Source organism: Mucilaginibacter pankratovii, from assembly GCF_014773265.1.
Taxonomy (GTDB): Bacteria; Bacteroidota; Bacteroidia; order Sphingobacteriales; family Sphingobacteriaceae; genus Mucilaginibacter; species Mucilaginibacter pankratovii.
Window position 1 is genome coordinate 600,044 of the sequence record NZ_JACWMY010000001.1, and the last position, 22,375, is coordinate 622,418.

A 22,375-nucleotide genomic window follows, 5' to 3' on the forward strand; every position below is an offset into this window, starting at 1 on the left:
TTAGTAAAGACTATCTATTCATCGAAACAGCCTCCCCCCGTTAACTGAATTTTATTATCATGAATTTTATAGGTGGCGTTAATCGCCCCGCAAAGGAGCCTGAGCGATTGTTGAAGAGGTTGGTTCGTGAGATCGGCAGTGATTTTGCAGGACTTGTATTCGCCGGTGTATCCTTCAAAATGAACATCAAATTTTTGTTCAAAGCGATGCATGATTTCTTCAACCGGCGTTTTTTCAAAAGCCATGTCATATTGCGTTCCTGCTGTTATCTCTTGAATAATTTCTTTTTTAGGCAGACTGCCCAAGCTTTGTACCTTATCTGACTCCGCTTTGAATGTTTGATTGGCAGAAACGAAAACCACCTTCGAATCCTGTCCTGATATAATTTTCATTACTCCAACTTTCCCCGTCAGAACGGAAATGTCGAAGTCCCGGTCACCTGCTCCTGTTTTCAGGTTAAAGCTGGTTCCTAATACGGTGGTTGTATAATGGCCCGACCTTACAACGAACGGCCATCGCGTGTCATGCCTGATTTCAAAAAGTGCCTCACCGCTAAGCGACACATCTCTTGTGGTTTTCCCAAAAGTTGCCGGATAACTAAGCTTGCTCTTTCCCTTCAACCATACAATACTACTATCGGGCAATATAACACGTCGTATTTCTCCGGCACTTACAACCTGTTCGTTTGCCGCTGGCACGACCGCTTTATTAAAATATTGATAGGCCAGGAATGACATGCCAAAGAACAAAATAACAGCCGCCGCCACTTTTAGCCAGACTGGAAATTTTACTATTGTTCTTTGCTCTTCATACCCTAACGCGTTCTTAATCTTTTTGAACAATAGTGCTTTCAGTTCCTGCTCATCAGATCCTTCCAATTCCAAAGATGTAGGAAGTGGTGTGTCATACCAGTTCCTTAACTCAATTTTTTCCTGTTCAGTTAAGGTGCCTTTTTTCCATTTAAGACTAAGATATTTGATATTTTCCGGAACATCCATGGCTATTGTATCAATTTACTAATACTATAGCGTGCTTTTTCGCTAACAACACGTATGCAAGATGAAAAAAAAGTTAAATTTTTGTTATCTTTTTTAACAAAAGGCTGAATAAATCTAAAAAAATAGTGAGTTCATATTTTTCAGAGCTCCCCTAAGCGTCCTGATAGCTTTGCTTATCTGGGTTTCAACTGTCCGGTGCGACAAATTGAGTTCATTAGCAATTTCACGGGAACTTAAACCGTCATTTCGACTCATTTTAAATATCAATTGACATTTTTCGGGAAGGTTATCTATCATTTCGTTCATTTGGTGTTGAAGTTCTTTCATTTCCAGTGAATGATACCCTTCGTGCTGAACTAAAAACTGCAGATGATCAGTTTCATCAATAGACAGATGATTTTTCCGATGTAATTGTTTCGCTAAGAAATCAAGAATTTCATAACGAAGGGCGGCAAAAATATAGGTCTTGAAAGAAAACTGCAGCTCGATCCTTTCCCTCCTGCGCCATATTTTTATAAAAAGTTCCTGAACTACTTCTTCTGCATCCTCCTGGCTTTTTAACCGGTCAAAAGCTTTTGCCAGCATTGGATTCCAGTATCGTTCATATAGTTCACCAAACGCAATGAAAACACCATCTTTTAGCATGGCGATCAATTCTTCATCGGATGAGGCGCTTATTTTATTCATTAGGGGTTACCGAAAAACTTTCTAAGATATAAAACAATCTTTAATCCTCTCTTATGCACGATGAATTCCAACGTGTCAGAATGAACAACCGTACGGACAAAAAAAGGATTGCCGGTATGGGGATAAAGAAGATCTACAGGAATTTGGAAATAACCTGTTAAATCAAATCAAGGGATTATTAGGTCAATCCTTTGAAGCACTGAAAAGATGGTTAAAAACCTACCAGGTTAAAAACCTTTTGAAAATATCCGATAATACGTCGCAACCCATAAGGGATAACGGAACAATCCCATTTACAACGATCGGTGGGATCTTGTATTATGAGTACGAAGACATTAACCGGGTTTTGAGTGGCGAAGTAAAAAGTAAACGGATCAAGAATCGATAAACCGCCGGAGGCGATCTAAAAAGAATATAAGACCTCAAGCAAATCCTTCCGTTTTCTCCCGAATCGTGTCGGGCTTATTTATAAGATGACTGGTGATCCCCGTTGTACGGGGTCATAACTTCTCGCTTAACAAGCCCGATTAATAAACGTGAGCGGTTCAAAGCTGGCGGCGTGGGCGTTTGGGTCTTGCCGCTTCGGTACCGTTGTCGCGGCGTGGCGAATACGTCTGGTCTTTTTGAATTGGGCGCGGATCTGCCGTAGTTTTTGCCTGCTGCTTCTCTTCGGCCATCCTGACGCTGATCGTGCGATCATCGATCGTTACACCATCCAACGCGTGAATAGCCCTTTCGGCACCAGCATCATCCGTCATGGTGATAAAACCGTAACCCTTGCTATCGCCGGTAGTTTTGTCCGTAACGATAGTTACTGTATTGACCGTCCCGTGCGCAGTAAACATCTCGACCAGCTCCAGCTCCTGCATATCTTTGGGAAAGCCGACGATAAATAATTTTGCCATAGCAGGTGCAAATATACGAATGGGTTTTACATAAACGGATTCCGGCCTGCCTAACCAACCCAGAATATTAAATATAAAGATTTCGTGGTGCTATTTTTGTAGTGTATTGATTTTCAGATACTAATTCGTTTATATGAGCAAACTGATCATGATTGATGACAATCCAATGGAACATCTCATCATGCAGAAGATATTTAACCGGCATGAACTATTCCCTGGCACATAGCAAACCATTGATCATCCTGATTAAAATTACAATTGAAAAGTGTGAAAAGTAAAAAAAATGCTATATTTGGCTTAACAATTAGAGTAAACTTGCTTTTTGCGTCATTCGTAGAGTAAGGAACTTTTCAAAATGTAAATTACTGATAATAAGCACATAAGAGTGATGGTTCGAATCCCTAGCTCTCCGCAGATATTAAAAGCTATTCATTTTATGGATAGCTTTTTTTTTGCTTTCAAGCCACCGTTTGCCTTGCCACGCAGAAGTTTTGTCTTTTCAAAGACATATCGACGGCATTTAACATGTTCCAACACGTATTCTTACCCGGTTGATTGTTATCTTTGCATGGGTTACATCAAACCAAAAAAACTTATGAAAAAAATAGGGTTTTTATCGTTCGGGCACTGGTCCAATCATCCTGCATATAAAAGCCGCACCGCAGGTGATACCTTGCTTCAGTCGATTGATCTGGCCGTAGCTGCCGAAGAGATCGGTATAGATGGCGCATATTTTAGGGTGCACCATTTTGCGGCCCAGTTAGCCTCGCCGTTCCCTTTGCTATCGGCTATAGGTGCTAAAACAAGCAAGATAGAAATTGGTACGGGTGTAATTGATATGCGTTACGAAAACCCGCTATACATGGTTGAAGACGCCGGCGCGGCTGATCTGATCTCGGGCGGGCGATTACAATTAGGCATAAGCAGAGGCTCGCCGGAACAGGTGATAGATGGATGGCGCTACTTTGGCTATGAACCTGGCGAAGGAGAAACAGACGCCGAGATGGGCCGCAATAAGGCATTGCAGTTTTTAGATAAGCTAAGCGGTGCTGGCTTTGCTGCGCCGAACCCCTACCCTATGTTCCCCAACCCGCCGGGTTTACTGCGCCTCGAGCCGCATTCTGAAGGCCTGCGCGAACGGATTTGGTGGGGTGCTGCATCTAACGCTACGGCTGTATGGGCGGCCGAAAATGCCATGCATCTTCAAAGCTCTACCCTGAAATTTGACGAAAGTGGTAAACCATTTCATGTACAACAGGCCGAACAGATAAGGCTGTATAAGGAAGCATGGAAAAAAGCAGGGCATGAACGCGAGCCGAGGGTTTCGGTGAGCCGTTCGATCTTTGCTTTAGTGAACGACCAGGACAGGTATTTATTTGGAAGAGAGGCCGGCCAGGCCGACAAGATAGGTTACATTGAAAGCGACAAACGTGCTATATTTGGCAGAAGCTATGCTGCAGAACCGGATCAATTGATAAAAGAGCTGGCTAAGGATGAAGCCATCCAGGAAGCAGATACACTCCTGTTAACTATACCCAATACCTTAGGTGTTGATTACAATGTGCACGTGCTTTCGTCTATTTTAAAGCATGTTGCTCCCGGGTTAGGTTGGCGTTAATCTTTCATTTAGTCCATATCGCCAGGTAGAGTTAATGTGGAATAAGGATTTGATTGGCTCCGCAAGGTTGTACACCCAATTCAAAGCTGCTTAAACGATATGTTTTTTTAAAGGGCAGCGCCAAAACGCTGCCCTTTTAGTTAAAAATGGCCGGGATGATACTACTAATTTTTCCTTTAGCAGCATAAAAGCCGGTGAGGCAGTAACAAATATTATCGCGGAAACAGTTGCACAAGTTCGTACTGCTCCAGATAGAAATTTGTTCCGTCTGCTGGCTTTCGGTTTAAATAAACACTCTGTACTTTACCCGGAGAAACGCCAACGTACGGAAGCTCCATATTAATCACACTCCGATCCCTGTCCTTATCGATATAATATTCCTGGGTCTTCGAATCCCTTACCACTACTATGGGGTATAGATCTGTACCACTTTGTTGCGGGATTACCACAGGTGCCGGAATTTTCACGTAAGCTGTCCACTCCCCCGGCTGGATGTTTTTTGCCAAAGGGAAAACAGTTGTGTTTACCACAATTAGCGGATCGGGTTTGGTGTCGTCATAGCGGTACTCAAGCACCTCAAGGTTGATGTCGACAGGTGCAGAAGCACCTTTACTATCCACAAAAAAATTAGTGGTATAATCGTTGCCCTGTACGGCCGGGTAAGTGTACTGATTACTGAACTGCGATCCGTTAAAATAAAATTTTGGAACCACGTTGTCCTTATCGTTTATACTGAACTTTTGCTGGTAAACCGTTTCCCCGGTACTTTTCTTTCTCAGTTCCATATTTACCTCGTCGGTTACAAAAGCCATTTGGTTTTGAGCATAAGATTGGCTTACCCGCCCATAATATTCGCGCATTTTAAGGCCGTCAAAATACTGTTCAATGGTATCGCCCAACACAAATCCGCTGATCTCAAAGTTTTTATTGATAGCTTTTATCGTCGGCATGATATGGGTACCCTCCTTTTCACAGGCACTGAACAAGAGAACAGGCAGAATAGCTGCCAGGTATGATATTTTAATTTTTTTGATCATGATTAATAAATTAAAAATTATAGGATAAAGAAAGACTGAATGTGCGGCCTACGTAACGGGTAAAAGTTTCCCGGTCGCCAACCCGCCTGTTCGTCACCGGATCAACATAGCCTTCTTCAAATTTCTCCGAGAAACCAAATTTATACGCGTATTTGTCGTTCCATTCCAGGTTCACTTTGCCTTCGTTTCCGGGTTTTAATTCATACGTTGTGGGGTCGTTGATGAAATAACGGATAGGGGCATCAAGCAGGTTGCTCATATTCAGCTTGGTTTCTATTTTTCCTTTAAGAAATTTATAGCTGATCTGCGCATCCATTTGTGTGCGCGGCCTTTCATATTCCACATAAGCCGGCTCTATACCGGTGATAAAGGTTTTATAGCCGGAGTGGTTTAAGGTAACGTTTACACCAAGTTTTTTGCCGGCGTACTGTATCCCGGCATTGTACAATAACGGCACCTGCCCATACAAAGCACGCGGATATTTCAGGTATTTGTAATACATGGTATCAACACCGGCAGCCGTTGTTTCGTACTGTACCTCGCGTGCCCTTACCTGCGATTTTTGAAGGGTGAGGTTACCGCTTACAAATACATCCTTTAGAAAAGGAAGCCCTGCATACACAAAACCTAAACTTTTACGAAGCTGAAATTCCCATCCTTTTACTTTTGCCCAGTCGGAATTGGAAATCGTGATGTACCCCCTGCCATTATTTTCATTATCTAACCTGTAATATTCTGCCGGTTTATCAAAGTATTTATAGAAATAGGCCACCGACAAAAGCTCACCCGCACCCGGAAACAGTTCTATCTTGGCATCGAAATTATCAATAAGGGTACTGCTAACCCCATTGCTCCTCACAACAGAGCCGTAGTTGGGGTTGTAACGCGAGAATCTCGAATTTTCCATCAGGCCCGGGCGAACGGCTGACTTGGCATAGGATGCACGCACATTCAGGTCCTTTATAGGAGAGTACGTAATGTTTGCCGAAGGCAGAAAATACCAATCCTTTGGTTCTGCAAAAAAGATCTTACTGTTCTTGTCTCTCAGCAAACTGGCTGAGTTCTTCATGGTATCCAGTTTAAAGTATTCGGCCCTGGCTCCCCATACCACCCGCAGGCCGGGCAACAATTTATGATCTAACATTAAAAATGTGCCTCCGTTTACGCTTGTAGCCTCAAACTCATTGGAGGTGTAGTCCTGCTTAAAGTAGAATAAACTGTGTCCCACATCCTCCATGCCCATATAATTGCCCCAGTCCTGTACAGGGATCAATTCGATAGGAACAGTGGAATTTGGCCCTTTTGCGATAGGAAGGATCTGCCAATCGTAAAAAGCATGCTTTTTTAAATAGTTGGCACCCGTTTTAAAGGTATGTTTGGTTTTGCCCAGTTTAAAATCATAAGCGGCACTAAGCACGGCATCAAGGTTGTTTTCTTTATAGATGTATTCATCCCGATGCAGCGGACCAGAACCAGGGTCGCTTATTGTACCGGTACTATAAGTGTAAAGCACCCTGTTAGAAATTTCTTTGGCCGATTGTGATGCCGAAATGGCATCCCGTTCCACCGATTTTAAAGAGGTCCTGGCAAGCCCCCATTCAATGGTAAACGAATTTATACGATGGGTACCACTTACTTTATTCTGAAGCAGATCTGTAAATTTAGGCCGGTCATCTTCCAGTATACTCGGGTATTTCGTATCCGTATCGTTTTTCGGGCTTTCGAAGGTCCAGCCACTGTAGCGGCTAAACCTGTCATCAAATATGCGGGTATATAGGTTATAAGTATTTATCTGGTGCTTTTCTGTTTTAAAACCACCGTTTAGCAGTAAGCCCAAAGTGGTGTTAAACCCATAAATATTACCGGTATTTACATCAGCAGGGTCATCCCCCCGTGCAGGCTCGTGCGACCAGTCGCCCCGGCGCATATTGGGTACATAATCATTGGTTTGCGTGTTACGGTAACTTAAAGAGCCCACAAAACCAAATTTGCGTACTTTATCGGGACTAAGCGAATATGTCCTGCCCAAACTCAGCTGGTAATTTTGTGATGGCAAAGATTGAAAACTGCGTGCGCCTAACCGCTCTGTTCCTCCAATACGTTTGTTCTGTGCTGCAACCTCGGAGGCTTTGATTTTATTTTGGCTGTCGTCCTTGGTTGGGTCAAACTGGCCAATCAGATTCAAAAGGCCAGTCGGAAAGTGATTTCTTGTTCCGTCGTCAAAACCTAAATAATCATATTTACCACGGCCGTAACCCAGAAACTCATTCCCGGTGGTGCGGCTGTTAAACGAATTACCTAAGCTTATGGAAAAAAAGTTGCTTTCGGGTACCGATTTGGTGGTGATCTGCACCAGGCCCCCGGCAAAGCTATAAGGCATATCTGCGGTCATAGATTTTGCCACTACTATATTTTCTACCAGGTTGGAAGGGATAAGGTTAAACTCAAAATCGCGCTCCTGCACATCTGTGCTTGGCAACGAGCTACCGTTTAGCAGCGATACGTTATAGCGCTCAGCAATGCCTCGTATAACTACTTTTCTGTTTTCGTTGGTAGATACGCCCGCGATGCGTTTCAGCGTTTCGCCTACATGTTTATCGGGCGTGGCTTCGATCTGATCGCCGGAGATCCCGTCTGAAAGATTGGAAGTATTCTTTTGCTGTGCATACAAACCTGCAACCGAGGCCTTTTTATAGCCGGTTGTAATTACCACTTCTTTTAATCCTTTTGTATCTGTTCTGAGTGCGACATCCAGCGGCGTGTTTTTGTCTTCGGTTACCACAACACCGGTAACCCGCTGGGTTTGGAAAGACATGAAACTAAATTCAAGCGTATAAGTCCCCGGCGGCAGGTTCAGTACGTAGGTTCCATCAACAGCAGCCACAGCCCCGCTACCTGTCTCAATTACACGCACCGATGCGCCCGACAGGGCTTCGCCTCTGTCATCTACAATTTTACCAGAGATGCGGCCGGGTTTAGGCGGAACCGGCTTTGCTTCGATAACGATAAACTCATTCACAAGTTTGTAGTTTAATCGTGTGCCCGATAAGATCTTTTTCAGCGCATCGCTTACCGAGATCTGCTGAGTGTTGAGGGTTACTTTTTTATCTTCTTTCGCTAACAGTTGGTTAAACAAAGTGAATTTAATGGCGCTGTTTTCTTGCAGCTGAAGCAGGCTTTCTTTTACGGTAGCGTTATTGAGTTTAAGGGCAACTTTAACCTCATTGAGATTTTGGCCCTTAACCGCCGAAGCCAACAGCAAGCCGGCAAAAGTAAACTGGATGAGGAGGGCAATAAATGAACATTTCATCAGGAAATACCAGCTATAACCCGGTTCGCGTTCCTGCTTGTAGCTATATGGCAGTGATGATACATGACGAGGGTTTAATATAATTCTGTCAGCAAAATAGGGTTCTGCTAATTTTTGTATAAATTTGAACATTGACTGTTTTGTGTCTGTATGGCATAATTCTGTTAATACCGCCGGGTAAAACCTGCGGGTGGATTGTTTTTAAGCCCGTGTCTTCGAAAACTTTTGGCTTAAGATTAATCTGATCAGATCTGCTCCCGGCTTCCGGGAGTAGATTTCTTTGTTTAAGGGTAAAATTATTTTTACATAGTTTCTCCTGTAGTATTTATTGGGGTGATATGATGATTTGATTTTGATCAATACGGTACTTTAAGCCCGTGGCCCCCGTAATTGCATCCAGTGCCAGCGTTATAGGCGCCTTACCATTGACATTTATACTTAAACTGTAGGCTTTCAGCTTATCGCCTTTGATAATGATCTTTACGTTGTACCACCTTTCCAGTTCGCGGAATATTTCGTCAAGGCGGGCATCGGTGAAAGCTAAACTACCGTCCACCCAGCCTTTTATATCTACTATAGCTACTGTGTTGATCTCCGCTTTATTTACCGCATTCACGCTTACTTCTTTTCCCGGCGTAAGTACAGCCAGTGATCTTAATGCATTGGCTTGGTCTTTATAGCCAACACTTACCTTTCCGGTAGCAACGGCAACGGTGAGGCGCTGATCTTTAAAGGCTTCTATTTTAAATGAGGTACCCAATACCTGGGTTTGCACCTTGCCGGTATGCACTATAAAAGGATGCTTAACATCGTGTTTCACCTCAAAAAAGGCTTCTCCTTCTAAAAATATCTCACGGGTACTACCATTCAATAATTCAGGATACCGCAACCTACTGTCGGCACCGAGGTAAACAACCGAGCTATCCTGTAAGGTGATCCTCGTACGTTGCCCGCGTGGGTTATATTTCTCTACCAGTGCAATCTGGCCCAAAGTTTCTTTGGGTTGCCGTTCCAACAGTAACCACGCGCCAATGCCCGTTACCATAATAAAAATGGCTGCATACTTTAACCATGAATACCGGGCAGTAAAAGAGGGGGCTGTATGTTGTTTGATCCTGGCATCCAGCAGCGCGTGCCATTGTTCTGAATGCCCTGGTTCAGCATCATCAGCTTCAAAAGCATTCCATTCATTTAAAAGAAGGTATTCTAATGCCTGTCTTCCTTCAGGTAACTGAATATACTTCAATACAAGGGCCAATTCCTCGGGCGAGCATTGGTGACCGATATATTTCTTTAGTAAATCTTTATTTTCTGGTTCCTGCATACCCGTCTTCTTACCTGCTAATACGTAAGTATTGGTACATGGTACTAATGAGAAAGTAAAAAAATATTAGAGCGCTTACTTACTGGAATGATACAATTGCTAAAAGAACCGTGAAAGCTACATCAGTATGCTCTTTCATGGTTTCTCTTAATACGCCGAGTGTGGCATTTATGTGTTGCTTAACCGTGCTAACAGAAATATCCATCTCCGCGGCAATTTCCTTATGGCTTTTGCCTTCCTGCCGGCTCAGCTCAAACGTGCGCTTACGCTTGGGGCTTAAACCGGTAAGGGTTTCAAGGTATATCGCATTCAACTCCAACTGATGAAGCTGGTTTTCATGGCTGGGAACGCCGGGGTGCTCCATGACTAAACCATCCAGAGACAGGGTTTGTATGGCATTTTTTCTTAAGTGATCAACAATACCGTTCATCACCGAACGGAATAAATAGGCATTCAGGGAGTTTTCCGCATTCAGATTGTCCCGGTGCTGCCATAAGCGAAATAATACATCCATGACCAGTTCTTCTGCCAGTTCTTTATCGTTTATACGTTTTACAGTAAATTGAAGTAGTTTATTAAAGTAACGGTTAAACAAAACATTAAAGGCCTGTTTACTACCCTGTTTCCATTGCGCTAAAAGTTGATCATCATTATATTCTTGCAATGGCATACCGCAGGTGTTAACGCGTCAAAGTTAATAAGCCAAGGATACGGCTACATTAATAACATATTAACTTATTGTAGCAACTCATTTTAGTATCACCAAAGCATAGCTTGTTTAAAGCAGTTATATAAAAAATCTTATAAAGATATACCGATATAAAGGACAAAGTTATTTTTGATACTTCCCGCCAAGAAGTAATGCAAATTTTAAGGCAAAGTTATTTTTGGTTAAAAACAGGGCTGAAAATTTGCTTAAATCCATATACTTACTTAGTTTATATCATTAAATCGATTCATTGAATGCAGTTGCCTTAATTCAAGAAATTAGCAGGCTAACTAATCGGCGGTATGCTTAGCCGCCCGCCCGGGGTTCTACAGCAGGTTTTGGCTTTATTTTGTACCATATAATTGCAGCCATTATCAAAATAAAAAGCCCTACGCCTATCACCACACCCGAAAAATTCGGTGCCAGCACACCCAGTGCAATGATTCCCACACCTATCACGGACATAGAGATAGCAATAACCTTTACGCCAAAAACATTTTGTTGTTGCGAAGCAGCATGCTCAGCAAGGGTTTGTGTGTTGGGCGTTTCCGGTGCAGCAACCATATAATCGGGGCCTTGTAAACTATTTAGCTGATAATAAAGTTCAAACGCAATTAGCAACAAAACGGGCAAACCAACGCCAACGATGGTTTCCATGGTGCGGTTAAATTTAAAATCGAACAAGGAAGGCGTTACCACTTTAAAAAAGAGGCTTACCAGCAGCGATATGACCGAAACTGTAACCAGCGAAAATGCCGTTTGCCGCCTGGTAAATAAAGACCATATAATGGGGCCGAACAATGCGCCACCGGCAATCGAAGCCGTACTTAACACCACCTCCACTACCCCACCTGCCCTGGGAATCAGGATAGCTACAATAATTGTTAAAGCCCCAAATAACAGTGTAAACAAACGCGCCATCAGGATCAACTCTTTCTCGGATGATTTCGGGCGTATAAGCGGCTTATAAATATCATTTGCAAAAACGGTAGCCACCAAATTGATGGTGGTGTTCGCTTTGCTCGATGTAGCGGATATCATCCCGGCAAGCACCAGGCCTATTAAACCTGCGGGCAATACTTTCTGGCAGATCATCATATAGGCGCCTTCGGGTTCCAGTCCTTGCAGGTTGGGGTTAATAATGCGGTAGATCATCGGTGGCAGCATCCATATCACCGGGCTAACGAGGTATAAAGCCGTAAACAGGTATGCCACTTTTTTTGATTCTTTAACAGTGGCCACACTGGTATAACGTTGTACATAGGCCCAGTTACCACCAATATAAAACAGCTGGTAAACAATAAAGGCCAGCATAAATTCAAAAGTGTAATCGGCATTAAAGGGTTGAAAAAAGCCGGGTGGCGCTTTGGCAAAAAGTTGCGATACACCGCCTATCTCGCTAAACGCAATGGGGATTACGATAAATACGGACGCGGAAAGGATGACAAACTGCACCACGTCCGTAACCAGCACTGCCCATAAGCCCCCAGCTGCAGTGTACAAAACGATGATGAGCCCAATAACAATGATACAGGTATTAAGCGGAAAGAGCGTAGCCACATGTACCATCTTCCCTACCGGGTATAGTACCGCCGCAGTGGAGAACAAACTAAGCAGTAATATTAAGTACGTATAAAACTGCTGTGTTTTTACGCCGAAGCGCCTGCCCAGGTAATCGGCAGCGGTCATAGCGCCTGTTTTTTTCCATTTCCCGGCAATAAAGCGGGCTACCAGCAAACCACTGATGGCCATGGTAAGCTGGATAACGTTGGACACCAGCCCGCTTTTGTATGCTATAGAGCCCCAAACCACAAATGTACCCGCCGAAAAGTAACTGATGAATAAGGATAAACCGTTTATCCACCAGGGGGTGGCGCCGCCTGCCTCGAAAAAGGCCTGCCCGTTTTTACTGCCTGCTTTTGTAAAAGTTAATCCTATTGCAAATATTAATAAGGCGAAGATCGCCATTACGTAGAAGTCTATTTGTACCATATTTAGAGAGGCAAGTTAAGCATAACATCTTACAGCAAATAAAGCAGCCGGCACCAAAGCCGATGGATGTTCCATATGTATAATTAGTTTTTTTGTTTTTACCGGGTTAGCAAGTATAATGATGTTGCGGGTTTGATAATTACCTTTTTTTTCATAGATCAGTTGACCGCTTTCATCGCTTATAGTATAATTACGAACGCAAAAAGGCATTACCGATTCTGGGTGATGTATGAGCACGGTTTCCATCGGGTGGTCGTAATCGGTATCAAAAATGAGGTGAATAGTGCCAATGCTTTGCGCCTCTTCCCATTCCAACGTTAGTTTGGGGCTGGCATCATCATAGGAAGCCGCCCAGGCATTGGGTTGTACGGTTGGCCTATCTATGCCGTTGCGGATATTATCCACCCTAAAAACATCAAGCCCGGGCTTAAAATTAAGCGCCAAATTTAAGCCCCACGGCCTGCGCTGCGGGCACCAAAATTCAAACTCTTCTACACCTATATCTTCGGTTTGGGTTTGTCGCCCGTAGTTGGATACGTTCTTATTCACCAGGTTAAAGACCGACAGCATACCTGTTATGCGCTGCCCTGTAAACTGTAATTTAACCCTCGGGTTTTTGCCGAACATTATAAACACGTAAGCAGCATTTGATTGCTCGTACCCGAAATTAAGCATGAGGGTATTATTACCTTTTTTAAGGTAGAAGACGGTACTGGCAATGGTATTATCAGGTGTAAAATTACCGATCTTCAGGCTGGTACGTAATTCCACTTTCAACTGGGTTTCCTCGTCAGCTTCGGCATTAAAAACTATCCTGGGACATTCGCCCTCAGCCAATGGGATGAGTTGTGCCGTAGCTATCTCCAAAGGCAGGTATTGCGTATCAGCGTCCATGGCGTTAATAACCAGTTCGCTGGATGCATGTATTTTTGCCGATTGCACCAGGTCCGCATCGTCATGTAATGCTATTCCGGGGATATACTGCCCGGATTTAAGAAGTTCTTTTTGGAGAACCGCGAGACTGTTATCCTTAATAATATCGGCAGGGTAAATTGATCGATCTTTACAAATTTTAGCCGCTACGCCAACCGCCTGCGCCACGTAAGCGCTGGTTGCCATAACCCTTGTAGAAGCAAAGGCAACATGGCTGGCACTGATGATACGCCCCGCCAAAAAAAGATTTTTAATATTCTTGCTATATAAACACCTGTAAGGAATTTGATAAATACCTTTGCTATGCCATTGGTTACAGCCCGGTTTTTCGCTGAATACACCATCGGCCGGGTGCAGGTCTATCGACCATCCGCCGTAGGCCACCGCATCAAAATGTGTATTTTGGTTTACCACATCCTGTTGATTCAGCATATAGTCGCCTTCAAATCGCCTGCTCTCCCGTTTGCCGGGGATAGTGCCCACCCACTCCAGTGCCAGGTTTTCGGCCTCGGGGAAGTTTCCCGAATTCTTAATATAATTCCAGGTGCCATAAACTACTTTCCATAGTTCCCATTTTATCTGCTCTGTATCATGTACAGTATCTAAACGGCCGCCATATTCTATCCACCACAACTTGCAGCCAAACTCCTGCGCGTTAAAACTTTTAAAGCGCGGAATTTTGGTGATATCATCCAATGCAAAATCCGGCGCAATATATTTAACGGGCTTGCCGGTATCCTTGGAGTAAAAATATAACGAGTGCCCCAGTAATTCTCCGTAAGCCTCGGTTGGGGCAAACTTTTCATCAAATTCTTCCTTTGCTTCCGCCCCCATACGGAACGCCGCCCCTGATAGAAAGCCCACAATACCGTCGCCGGAGCAATCGCAAAATAAGGGGGCTTGAAGCAGGTATTGCGTAGAATTTTGGCTACAAAAGGCAGTCAATGATGAAATGATATCAGCTGAGGATTTATCAACTTGGTAAACCGCGGTATTTAATAATAGTTGAATATTTTTCTCAGCAACTACTTTATCCAGCAATATCGTGTCAAATATCAACGGATTGCCTTCGGGGTTGCGGTACATATTTTCCACAAGTATCTCATCCACCAAACCTCCTTCCCTCGCCCACCTGTTATTATTTCCCATGTGCGATGTTGCACCCAATACCCATAACCTTACCTCGCTTGATGAGTTACCGCCAAGCACCGGCCTATCCTGTACAAGTATCACCTTTAACCCGGCCCGTGCCGCTGTGATGGCCGCGCATACACCCGATAAGCCCCCGCCTGTTACCACAAGATCTGCAGACCGCTCTTCTAATTTCAATTCCCTTTGCGCTACATAGTCCGCTGTTAACATATTTCCAATTATTTTATACGTGTTTAGTTCTATTAATTTTGCCCATGCCCGGCATTGTTATTATGGCACCCATGCATCTGTCCTGAAAGGTGCCGCCGGTAAACCCGCCTTGTTAAAAACGCTCACCACAGGCACTGCTTCCCAGGCGTACCTTACCGCTGCCGGCTGTTTTACCATTGGCGAACTCACTAAGAGTTCTTCGCCCTTTTGCTTTACCCTTGCAGGATAAAAAATGTGGTCATTCCCGGCTATAGAAAAGCCATTCCCTGCCGCATTATTTTTAAATACAAGCGGACTTGTTGATCTTTTGAAACTGATGCGGATAACACTGTCTTCTATCACTGCCCCACTGTAAATTGGCCCCTGGTAGTCCCCGGTGCCTTTATAGGCAACGTGTAGCGCCAGCAAAGCCAACCGTTCGCCTATGGGTTGTTTATTGTGCGGATGCAGGTCGTAGCTATCGCCGGCATCAATTGCTACCGCCATACCTGTATTGGGTTGGTTTAACGATGCGGCTTGCGCTTCGCGCATCCATGGCAAGGGGATGGCCCCCTGCAAATTGGGCAACTGCACAAACAGGAAAGGCATGGTTAAATTCCTCCAACGCGTGCGCCAATCTGTAAACAGTAAGGGTTGCAGTGTTTTGTACGAGGTATAATTACTGGCATTTGATTCCCCCTGGTACCAAAGGATGCCTTTTATACCGTAAGGGATCAAGGGGTTGATCATCCCGTTAAACAAAGCCGCCGGATTATTTTGATAGCCGCCACCCAAAACCAGTTTAGGTTCCAGCGCGTAGTTATACTGCCAGGCTCCGGTAAGTGGTATAATTAATTTGCCCCCTGTACCCTTTAGCGATGGCGAATCTATAGGACCGCCAATCTGCCCATTTCCCCATTGCGAAACCAACCGGATAGCGATGACGTTTTTCCCCGCCCTGATGACCCCATTTGGAATGGTGTAAACCGTTCGGTCCAACTGTTTGCTTCGCCCTACTTCTATACCGTTAATGTACGTAACGTCAGACTCCAGCACCTTGCCTAAATCAAGCGTATAGCTTTGGCTAAGATCGGCGGCAGCCGGTACATCAATAGTTTTGCGAAACCAAACAATGCTATAAGCCGGGGCACCAATATCCGGCGTGCGGATAGGGTAATTACGCCAGAGCCAGTCGCTATCGTTAAAGGTTGGCTGCTGCACACCCAGCTTTTGCCCATTGGCTGCTGTTTGTATAACCCTGTCTTTCTCCCTGTTCACACTGTCAGATCTTGCCTGCATGGCTCCCCAATCAGTTTTATCGCTTAGCAGCTGCGGTAGTTTTTCTTTATAATCGGGATGGGTTAACAAGGCTTCTTTGCTCGTCCAGGTTTCAATAACAGTACCACCGTATGAAGCATGGATGATGCCTATAGCCACCTTCTTTTTCAAATACAGTTTACGCGCAAAAAAATAGGCTACCGCCGAAAATTTTGGCGCGTTGCCGCTATTGCAAAGCAGCCACTCTCCTCCTTTTACATCATCGAGCGGGTTTCTGCTTACCTGCCGGAGTACATTAAACTCACGTATCATGGGGTAATTGGCGGCGGCAACCACCTTTTCCATATCTGCTATGGGGCGGCCAATTTCAAAATTCATGTTGGATTGCCCCGAAGCCAGCCACACTTCGCCCACCATTACATTTTTGTAGCTTATGCTTTGCTGCTTTGTTTTAATCCGCAGCACATACGGCCCGCCGTAATTATGCGCAGGCAAAGCCGCCAGCCACCGGCCATTGTTATCGGCTTTAACCATTATTGTTTTCAAATCCAGCTTAACAGTTACAGGTGCCCCCGCCATGGCATAACCCCATATTTTTATAGGGATGCCTTGCTGCAGAACCATGTTATCGCCAAAAATTTTGGCAGTGCTTAAATGCGGGCTAAGCCGATAAACGGTATCGGCAATGGCTTTTCCCACCTCGTTCAGGGCACTTTGGTTGTAATGTATTTCGTCCTTAAGCCTGTTTTGCGCCATAAACTTAGCCGTTTTAAAAACCAGGAAAACATGGGGTATGGTTAAGGTAATCCGCTGTTGTACAGCTTGCACAGAATCAAAACCCCCTGCGGGATGATTTTTGTAATACCCTGTTTGAACGATATAGAACGGCACATTCAAACCCAAATACCGCCTGAAACGTGCTACGAGTTGCCTTAAACTCTCCTCATAATCAGCTGCGGTAATAATGCCTGCGTTAATGGCATTTGCATCGCGCTCGCCCTGCGCCCAAATGATGCCATTTATGGGCTGGCCAACTTTTTTAATAGCCTGCTGTGTTTTAAGTACGGCGTTTTTAAATAGCATACCGGTTGTATCCCAGGTACCGTAACTCCCCTGCTCGGCTTTGCCATTGCAGGAGCTGCCGTTCCTGGCGGCGGGAATAATGATGATACTTTTTTGCGTTAGCTGATGTAATTGTGCTGCAAAGGCAGGCCAGGCGCTACCTGTAGCAGCGCGCTCAAAACTAAGCTCGTTGGCACCAACAGGGTCTGCCAGCCGGTGAAGTGCGTTACCTGTGTAGCGGTATTCAAAGGCCTGTTCCAGCCCAGACTTTACCGACAAGCCCGAATCTCCCTGACCAACAGCATTGCTTTGCCCTGCAACCAGGAACAATAATTTCTCCTGCGCAAAACAATTGTCGCAAAGCGTCCCGCAAAACCATACTAAAATTGCTGTTCTTAATAAATTCATTCCCTGTATTTTACAAAGCATCGCAAAAAATAATCACTGCATATTGGCTATGCAGTGATTGCCATACTTACCACCCCGGGTTTTGCCCTAAGCCGCTGTTCAAGGCCAACTCGTTAAAGGGTACCGGCCATAAATAATATTTAGGGTCGAATACACGCTTATCAATTACGGTAAGTTTTGATGCAAAAGCGTCGTACGATGGGATATCATCTGCATCAAAAACCGGCGTGCCCGGGTATGGGTAATCAACTTTATTAAGCGGTATGCCATACACCTGCTTGCTAAAAACTTTATCAACAAGCTTCCAGCGCAACAGATCCATGTAGCGCCTTCCTTCCAGGGCCAGTTCTATGCGGCGCTCCCTGCGCAATATTTTCCTTAAATCGGCCTGCACTATTGTGGTAACGGCGGGGTATGCAGTAGTTGCTCCTACTGCTACACCATATCCTCGCGCCCGGATGGTATTAATGGCATCTAAAACTGTTTGGTCTATTTGGTTAAGTTCTATTTTAGCTTCGGCGTAGATCAACAGGATCTCGGCATAACGCAACACAATTTGGTCGAGATCAACCTTGTTGATGTTAGCTAACTGGCTGTCGTCGATACCTTTCTTCCATAAATGCCCTGTAAAACTGGCGAATGGGTTGGCGGCACCTTTGTTATCCTTGTTGGTCACCTTTTTATTATCCTTAGCGCTAAAAACCAAGGTGCTATCCGGATGATTTTGAAAAACATAACCTAAAAAGGTATCGCCAGGCGTAACTATGGTAGCATTTAAGCGGGGATCCCGGTTGGCGAATGGTTTACTCACATCGTACAAAGGCGATTTGTCGATGGTTTTACCATCGGTACATTCGTAGCTGTCTATCAGCTCGTGTGATGGAATGCTTGAAGCAAAACCACCGGCTAACCTGGATATGGTGTACTGGATATCATAAGTATTAAGGTATGTTACCGACCGTGGAAAAGACAGCATTACTTCTGAACTATGCTGGCCTGCCCTCAAAAACAAATTGCGGTACGAAGGATACAAGCTGTACACCTTCATATCCATGATCTGTTTGGATGCATCCGCGGCTGTTGCCCAATCGTTAAGCGAGATGGCTAAACGGGCCTTCATGCCCAACACCACACCTTTGGTAAAATACTGCAGGCCCGCCGTGTAGCTTACCGGCAATACCGATGCTGCAAAATCAAACTCGCTGTTGATAAACTTTTGAATTTCTGCGGCTGATGTTCTTTTAATAGTATAAGAATCGGCAAGGGAAAGCGTAGTTTTAATTAAGGGTACATCGCCGAAGTGAACGATTAGTAAAGAGTATTCATAAGCACGGGCAAACCTTGCCTGCGCTTCAATTTGCTGCCGGTAAGCGTCAGTAACATCTGTTGCTTTGTTAATATTATCTAAAATTCCGTTCGCCCTGGCTATACCTTTATAGCAGGCTAACCAGGTGTTTGAGAAGTTACCAGATTGTATGGTAGCTGTGCTGTGGATAATTTCGTTACCGATGGTTGTTCTGTTCCAGAAGTTATCAGACCATTCTTCCGAATCCTGCGGGTAGATACCGCCATTATACAGTGCGCTTACAGCCAGTTCTAATTCGGTTTTATTGGAGTAGAACGTGGACGTGCTGGGGCTATCCAGGGGGAAACGATCCAGCTTGCGGCAACCGGCCATTGTTAATAACGTTAACAACAATATTTTGTATGTGTATGTCTTTTTCATGATGTGTTGAATTAAAAAGTAACACTTAAGCCAGAGTAATAAGTTACCACCAGTGGGTTATTACCCTGTGTGCCTTCCGGGTCCCAGCCTTTTGGGTAATGGCTTGCGGTAAACAAGTCTGTAGCGCTTATAAACACTCTCGCGTTTTTCACACCGAAACGTTTAAGCAACCCGGGGCTAAATGTGTAGCCAAAGGTTACATCCTTAAGCCTGATGTAGGAGCCATTGAAGAACCAAAAATCGGAGCTTTGATCGTAGTTGATATTTTTGTTATTGTAGCTTAACCTGGGATATTTGGCATTGGGGCGGTCGGGCGTCCAGTAATTATCAACGTAGTAGGTGTTCACATTACCAAAGTTGCTATCAAAAGGCTGTATCATGAACCCGCCTAAGCGGCTAAGCTGCTTCCCGATCCCCTGGAACGAGAACCCGAAATCAAAATTCTTATACTTCACGTTACCGTTACCGCCAAATAAATAACGTGGCAAAGAGTTGCCCAATGGTACCTGGTCTTTATCGGCCGTTATTTTGCCGTCGCCGTTTAAGTCGGCGTATTTAAGATCGCCCGGTTTTTCGGCACCGGTTAACTTGGCCGAGGCTGCAACATCTGCGGCATCTTTAAAGTAGCCAAGGTTACGGTATCCGTACCAAACATTGTATGGCTGCCCTTCCAGTAAGGCGTACGAGCCAAGCGTTGAGGTGCCTTTCAGATCGGCAATCTTATTTTTATAGTCGGACAGGTTAACCGAAAAACTGTATTTCCAGTCCTTACCTATCTTGTCGTTCCAGCCCACCTGTAGCTCCCAGCCCTTGTTCAACATTTTACCGCCATTTTGCGGGGTTGCCAATAGCCCGGTGTTTAGCGGGATAGGTAAGTTCAGTAAAATATCAAAGGTGGTTTTATTGAAATAATCGGCAGTTAACGACAGGCGATCTTTAAAAAATGCAACGTCCACACCGATATCAAAATCCTGCTTGGTTTCCCATGTGATATCTTTAACAGCGTAGTTTAACTGGTTGCCTGCGGTAGCCGGCACAATTTGCCCGGCCGTATTGTAAAACAACACGGTATTTAAATTGATAAGCGATTGATAGCTATAGTTGCCTATTTGCTGATTGCCATTGCGGCCCCATGACCCTCTGATCTTCAGGAACGAAAATGGCATTTTGCCTTTAAACATTTCCTCTTCTGAGGCTACCCAACCGCCGGATATTGCAGGGAAAAATCCCCAACGATTTTCGGGCGCAAAGCGCGAAGAACCATCATACCGGGCATTTACCTGTAATAGATATTTTCCTTTGTAACTGTAGTTTATTCGCCCAAAAAACGATCGCAGAGCACTTTCTGATGCGTTACCGGAATTAGTGGCATTCAGTTTCGCGCCGGCGTCAATTACCTGGTATGCGGGCAATACGTAGCCATCGCGAAAGGCGCTTGAGTTTTCATCACGAAAATCGTTGCTCTCATAACCTAACAAAGCTGTGATGTTATGATCGTGCGCTACCGTTACCTGGTAATTGGCTAAAAACTGCGCGTTTAATGCCTGGTTGTATGAGCTTGATTGCGTTAACGCGTTGGTATTATTAAACCTGTTTAAAACAACCGAGGGATCGGTTAACGATGTGTAGGATACAATTTGCGAGAAAGCGCTTGAATTTAAGAAGCCGAGTTGTGGCGCAAATATCCCGCTCAATTTTAAGCCCTTCACCGGCGAGTAATTTAGCTGCATACGAGCGCTGAACTGGTTATTACGCACATTGGTACGCCCGCCTAATATATTGTTTGCTATAGGGTTGGCACCATCTTTACCCGGCGCGTAACGGCCATCGGTATAATAATCATCGTAAATTGCAGGTAGTTGCCTAACCAAATTAATGTCTGACGTGGTGGCCGACAGCGATTGTGCCCTGTAGTACGAAAAATCAACATTGGCACTTAATTTATCGTTAAACCTCAAATCGTTATTTACGCGGAACGAGTATCGGTTAAACGACCGGTTTGGCTCCAGGCCGCCCTGGTTAATATAGCCTGCTATTACCTTCGTTTTTACGTTTTTGGTGCCGATGGTGAAATTCAGGTCGTGCCTTTGCTGAAAGGCGCTCTTTTTAAAGTAATCGTTTTGCCAGTTAGTGTTAGGATATTTATCAGGTTCGGCGGCGCTTAGTGCCTCATAATCCTTAATTATAGCCGCATCGTAAATGGGGGTAGCACCATCGTTAACCTTCATCTCGTTAAACAGGGCCATATAGGTTTGCGCATTTACAAATTTTGGCATAGTAATGGGCCTCTGCGAACCAAAATCTACACTATAGGTAAGGTCTGTTTGTCCTTCCTTGGCACGTTTGGTGGTAATTAAAATAACGCCCGCCGCAGCCCGCGAGCCGTAGATAGCAGAAGATGCTGCGTCCTTAAGTACCGAGATACTCTCTACGTTATCCGGGTTTAAGTTATCAATGCTTCCGGGCACCCCATCAATAATAACCAACGGGTCATTCACACCCAAAGTGGTAACCCCCCTTATCAGAATACTGCCGCTGGCACCCGGAGTTCCGGTATTTCGCGTTACCTGCACGCCGGGTATAGCACCTTGTAAAGCCTGGCTTACGCGGGTGGTTTTACGCTCGGTAATTAAGTCGCCGCTTAGTGTACTTACAGCGCCCGTAAGATCTTTCTTTACAGCGGTGCCGTAACCAACCACAATTACTTCGTTAAGGTTGTTGCCATCGCTTTGCAGGGTAATGGTGCCGCCATTCTTAAAAGCTACCAGATCAAGTTCCTGGGTTTTGTAACCAACAAAAGTTACGCGAAGTTTATTTTCTGCGTTGTTTGAAGTAATGCTGAAATCACCTTTAGCATCTGCTGCCGCAGCCTTTTTTTCAACTGTGAGATAAACAGTTGCGCCAACCAGCGGCGAGCCGGTGTCATCAACTATCCTACCTTTAATTACTTGTGTGCCTTGCGCTAAAAGCAAATTATGTGATAAGATCAGCATGACTAAAAAAGTAAGTTTTTTGATCATCAGATTAGTTTTTAGGTGTTAATAATT

At 44.6% G+C, this 22,375-nt stretch carries 13 protein-coding genes; 1 reads left to right on the forward strand and 12 read right to left on the reverse strand.

Features of this window, described 5'->3' with window-relative positions; genetic code table 11:
* Positions 1 to 14: 14 nt before the first annotated feature.
* The 3 genes from IDJ77_RS02420 to IDJ77_RS02430 all read right to left on the reverse strand — a co-directional run bounded on the left by IDJ77_RS02420 (position 15) and on the right by IDJ77_RS02430 (position 2,590).
* Complete coding sequence (locus IDJ77_RS02420) at positions 15 to 998, reverse strand: FecR family protein (protein WP_191187325.1); 984 nt, start codon at positions 996 to 998, stop codon at positions 15 to 17.
* A gap of 114 nt (positions 999 to 1,112) precedes the next feature.
* Positions 1,113 to 1,685, reverse strand: coding sequence for an RNA polymerase sigma-70 factor (locus IDJ77_RS02425; protein WP_191187326.1), 573 nt, complete (start codon positions 1,683 to 1,685; stop codon positions 1,113 to 1,115).
* A gap of 545 nt (positions 1,686 to 2,230) precedes the next feature.
* Positions 2,231 to 2,590: an RNA recognition motif domain-containing protein gene (locus IDJ77_RS02430; RefSeq protein ID WP_191187327.1), complete on the reverse strand. Its 360-nt coding sequence runs from the start codon at positions 2,588 to 2,590 to the stop codon at positions 2,231 to 2,233.
* A gap of 595 nt (positions 2,591 to 3,185) precedes the next feature.
* Here IDJ77_RS02430 and IDJ77_RS02435 point away from each other — a divergent pair.
* The gene (locus tag IDJ77_RS02435) at positions 3,186 to 4,208 is read left to right on the forward strand and encodes an LLM class flavin-dependent oxidoreductase (RefSeq protein WP_191187328.1); all 1,023 of its coding nucleotides are present in this window, start codon (positions 3,186 to 3,188) and stop codon (positions 4,206 to 4,208) included.
* 212 nt (positions 4,209 to 4,420) lie between these two features.
* On the opposite strand, the gene IDJ77_RS02440 is transcribed toward IDJ77_RS02435, so the two are convergent.
* The 9 genes from IDJ77_RS02440 to IDJ77_RS02480 form a co-directional block, all read right to left on the reverse strand.
* Positions 4,421 to 5,245 (reverse strand): hypothetical protein, encoded by an 825-nt coding sequence (locus IDJ77_RS02440; protein WP_191187329.1) that lies wholly within the window; start codon positions 5,243 to 5,245, stop codon positions 4,421 to 4,423.
* A gap of 10 nt (positions 5,246 to 5,255) precedes the next feature.
* Positions 5,256 to 8,687, reverse strand: a complete 3,432-nt coding sequence (locus IDJ77_RS02445) for a TonB-dependent receptor (RefSeq protein WP_191187330.1) — start codon at positions 8,685 to 8,687, stop codon at positions 5,256 to 5,258.
* Positions 8,688 to 8,880: 193 nt separating this feature from the next.
* Positions 8,881 to 9,879, reverse strand: a complete 999-nt coding sequence (locus tag IDJ77_RS02450) for a FecR family protein (RefSeq protein ID WP_191187331.1) — start codon at positions 9,877 to 9,879, stop codon at positions 8,881 to 8,883.
* A 79-nt stretch (positions 9,880 to 9,958) separates the two neighbouring features.
* Positions 9,959 to 10,549, reverse strand: a complete 591-nt coding sequence (locus tag IDJ77_RS02455) for an RNA polymerase sigma factor (RefSeq protein WP_191187332.1) — start codon at positions 10,547 to 10,549, stop codon at positions 9,959 to 9,961.
* 345 nt (positions 10,550 to 10,894) lie between these two features.
* A complete protein-coding gene (locus IDJ77_RS02460) occupies positions 10,895 to 12,580 on the reverse strand; it encodes a sodium:solute symporter family protein (RefSeq protein WP_191187333.1) in 1,686 nt (561 codons plus the stop codon).
* A 15-nt stretch (positions 12,581 to 12,595) separates the two neighbouring features.
* Positions 12,596 to 14,875 carry an FAD-dependent oxidoreductase gene (locus IDJ77_RS02465; RefSeq protein WP_191187334.1) on the reverse strand — a complete coding sequence of 760 codons (2,280 nt, stop codon included), beginning with the start codon at positions 14,873 to 14,875 and terminating at the stop codon, positions 12,596 to 12,598.
* A gap of 60 nt (positions 14,876 to 14,935) precedes the next feature.
* Positions 14,936 to 17,602 (reverse strand): sialate O-acetylesterase, encoded by a 2,667-nt coding sequence (locus tag IDJ77_RS02470; protein ID WP_191187335.1) that lies wholly within the window; start codon positions 17,600 to 17,602, stop codon positions 14,936 to 14,938.
* Between the two features lie 67 nt (positions 17,603 to 17,669).
* Positions 17,670 to 19,328, reverse strand: coding sequence for a RagB/SusD family nutrient uptake outer membrane protein (locus tag IDJ77_RS02475; RefSeq protein WP_191187336.1), 1,659 nt, complete (start codon positions 19,326 to 19,328; stop codon positions 17,670 to 17,672).
* A gap of 11 nt (positions 19,329 to 19,339) precedes the next feature.
* Positions 19,340 to 22,348 (reverse strand): SusC/RagA family TonB-linked outer membrane protein, encoded by a 3,009-nt coding sequence (locus IDJ77_RS02480; RefSeq protein WP_191187337.1) that lies wholly within the window; start codon positions 22,346 to 22,348, stop codon positions 19,340 to 19,342.
* Positions 22,349 to 22,375: the final 27 nt, after the last annotated feature.

Excerpts from the sequence above, each read along its gene's own strand:
- IDJ77_RS02420 (WP_191187325.1), bottom strand. The coding sequence starts at position 998 with ATGGATGTTCCGGAAAATATCAAATATCTTAGTCTTAAATGGAAAAAA.
- IDJ77_RS02425 (WP_191187326.1), bottom strand. The coding sequence starts at position 1,685 with ATGAATAAAATAAGCGCCTCATCCGATGAAGAATTGATCGCCATGCTA.
- IDJ77_RS02430 (WP_191187327.1), bottom strand. The coding sequence starts at position 2,590 with ATGGCAAAATTATTTATCGTCGGCTTTCCCAAAGATATGCAGGAGCTG.
- IDJ77_RS02435 (WP_191187328.1), top strand. The coding sequence starts at position 3,186 with ATGAAAAAAATAGGGTTTTTATCGTTCGGGCACTGGTCCAATCATCCT.
- IDJ77_RS02440 (WP_191187329.1), bottom strand. The coding sequence starts at position 5,245 with ATGATCAAAAAAATTAAAATATCATACCTGGCAGCTATTCTGCCTGTT.
- IDJ77_RS02445 (WP_191187330.1), bottom strand. The coding sequence starts at position 8,687 with ATGTTCAAATTTATACAAAAATTAGCAGAACCCTATTTTGCTGACAGA.
- IDJ77_RS02450 (WP_191187331.1), bottom strand. The coding sequence starts at position 9,879 with ATGCAGGAACCAGAAAATAAAGATTTACTAAAGAAATATATCGGTCAC.
- IDJ77_RS02455 (WP_191187332.1), bottom strand. The coding sequence starts at position 10,549 with ATGCCATTGCAAGAATATAATGATGATCAACTTTTAGCGCAATGGAAA.
- IDJ77_RS02460 (WP_191187333.1), bottom strand. The coding sequence starts at position 12,580 with ATGGTACAAATAGACTTCTACGTAATGGCGATCTTCGCCTTATTAATA.
- IDJ77_RS02465 (WP_191187334.1), bottom strand. The coding sequence starts at position 14,875 with ATGTTAACAGCGGACTATGTAGCGCAAAGGGAATTGAAATTAGAAGAG.
- IDJ77_RS02470 (WP_191187335.1), bottom strand. The coding sequence starts at position 17,602 with ATGAATTTATTAAGAACAGCAATTTTAGTATGGTTTTGCGGGACGCTT.
- IDJ77_RS02475 (WP_191187336.1), bottom strand. The coding sequence starts at position 19,328 with ATGAAAAAGACATACACATACAAAATATTGTTGTTAACGTTATTAACA.
- IDJ77_RS02480 (WP_191187337.1), bottom strand. The coding sequence starts at position 22,348 with ATGATCAAAAAACTTACTTTTTTAGTCATGCTGATCTTATCACATAAT.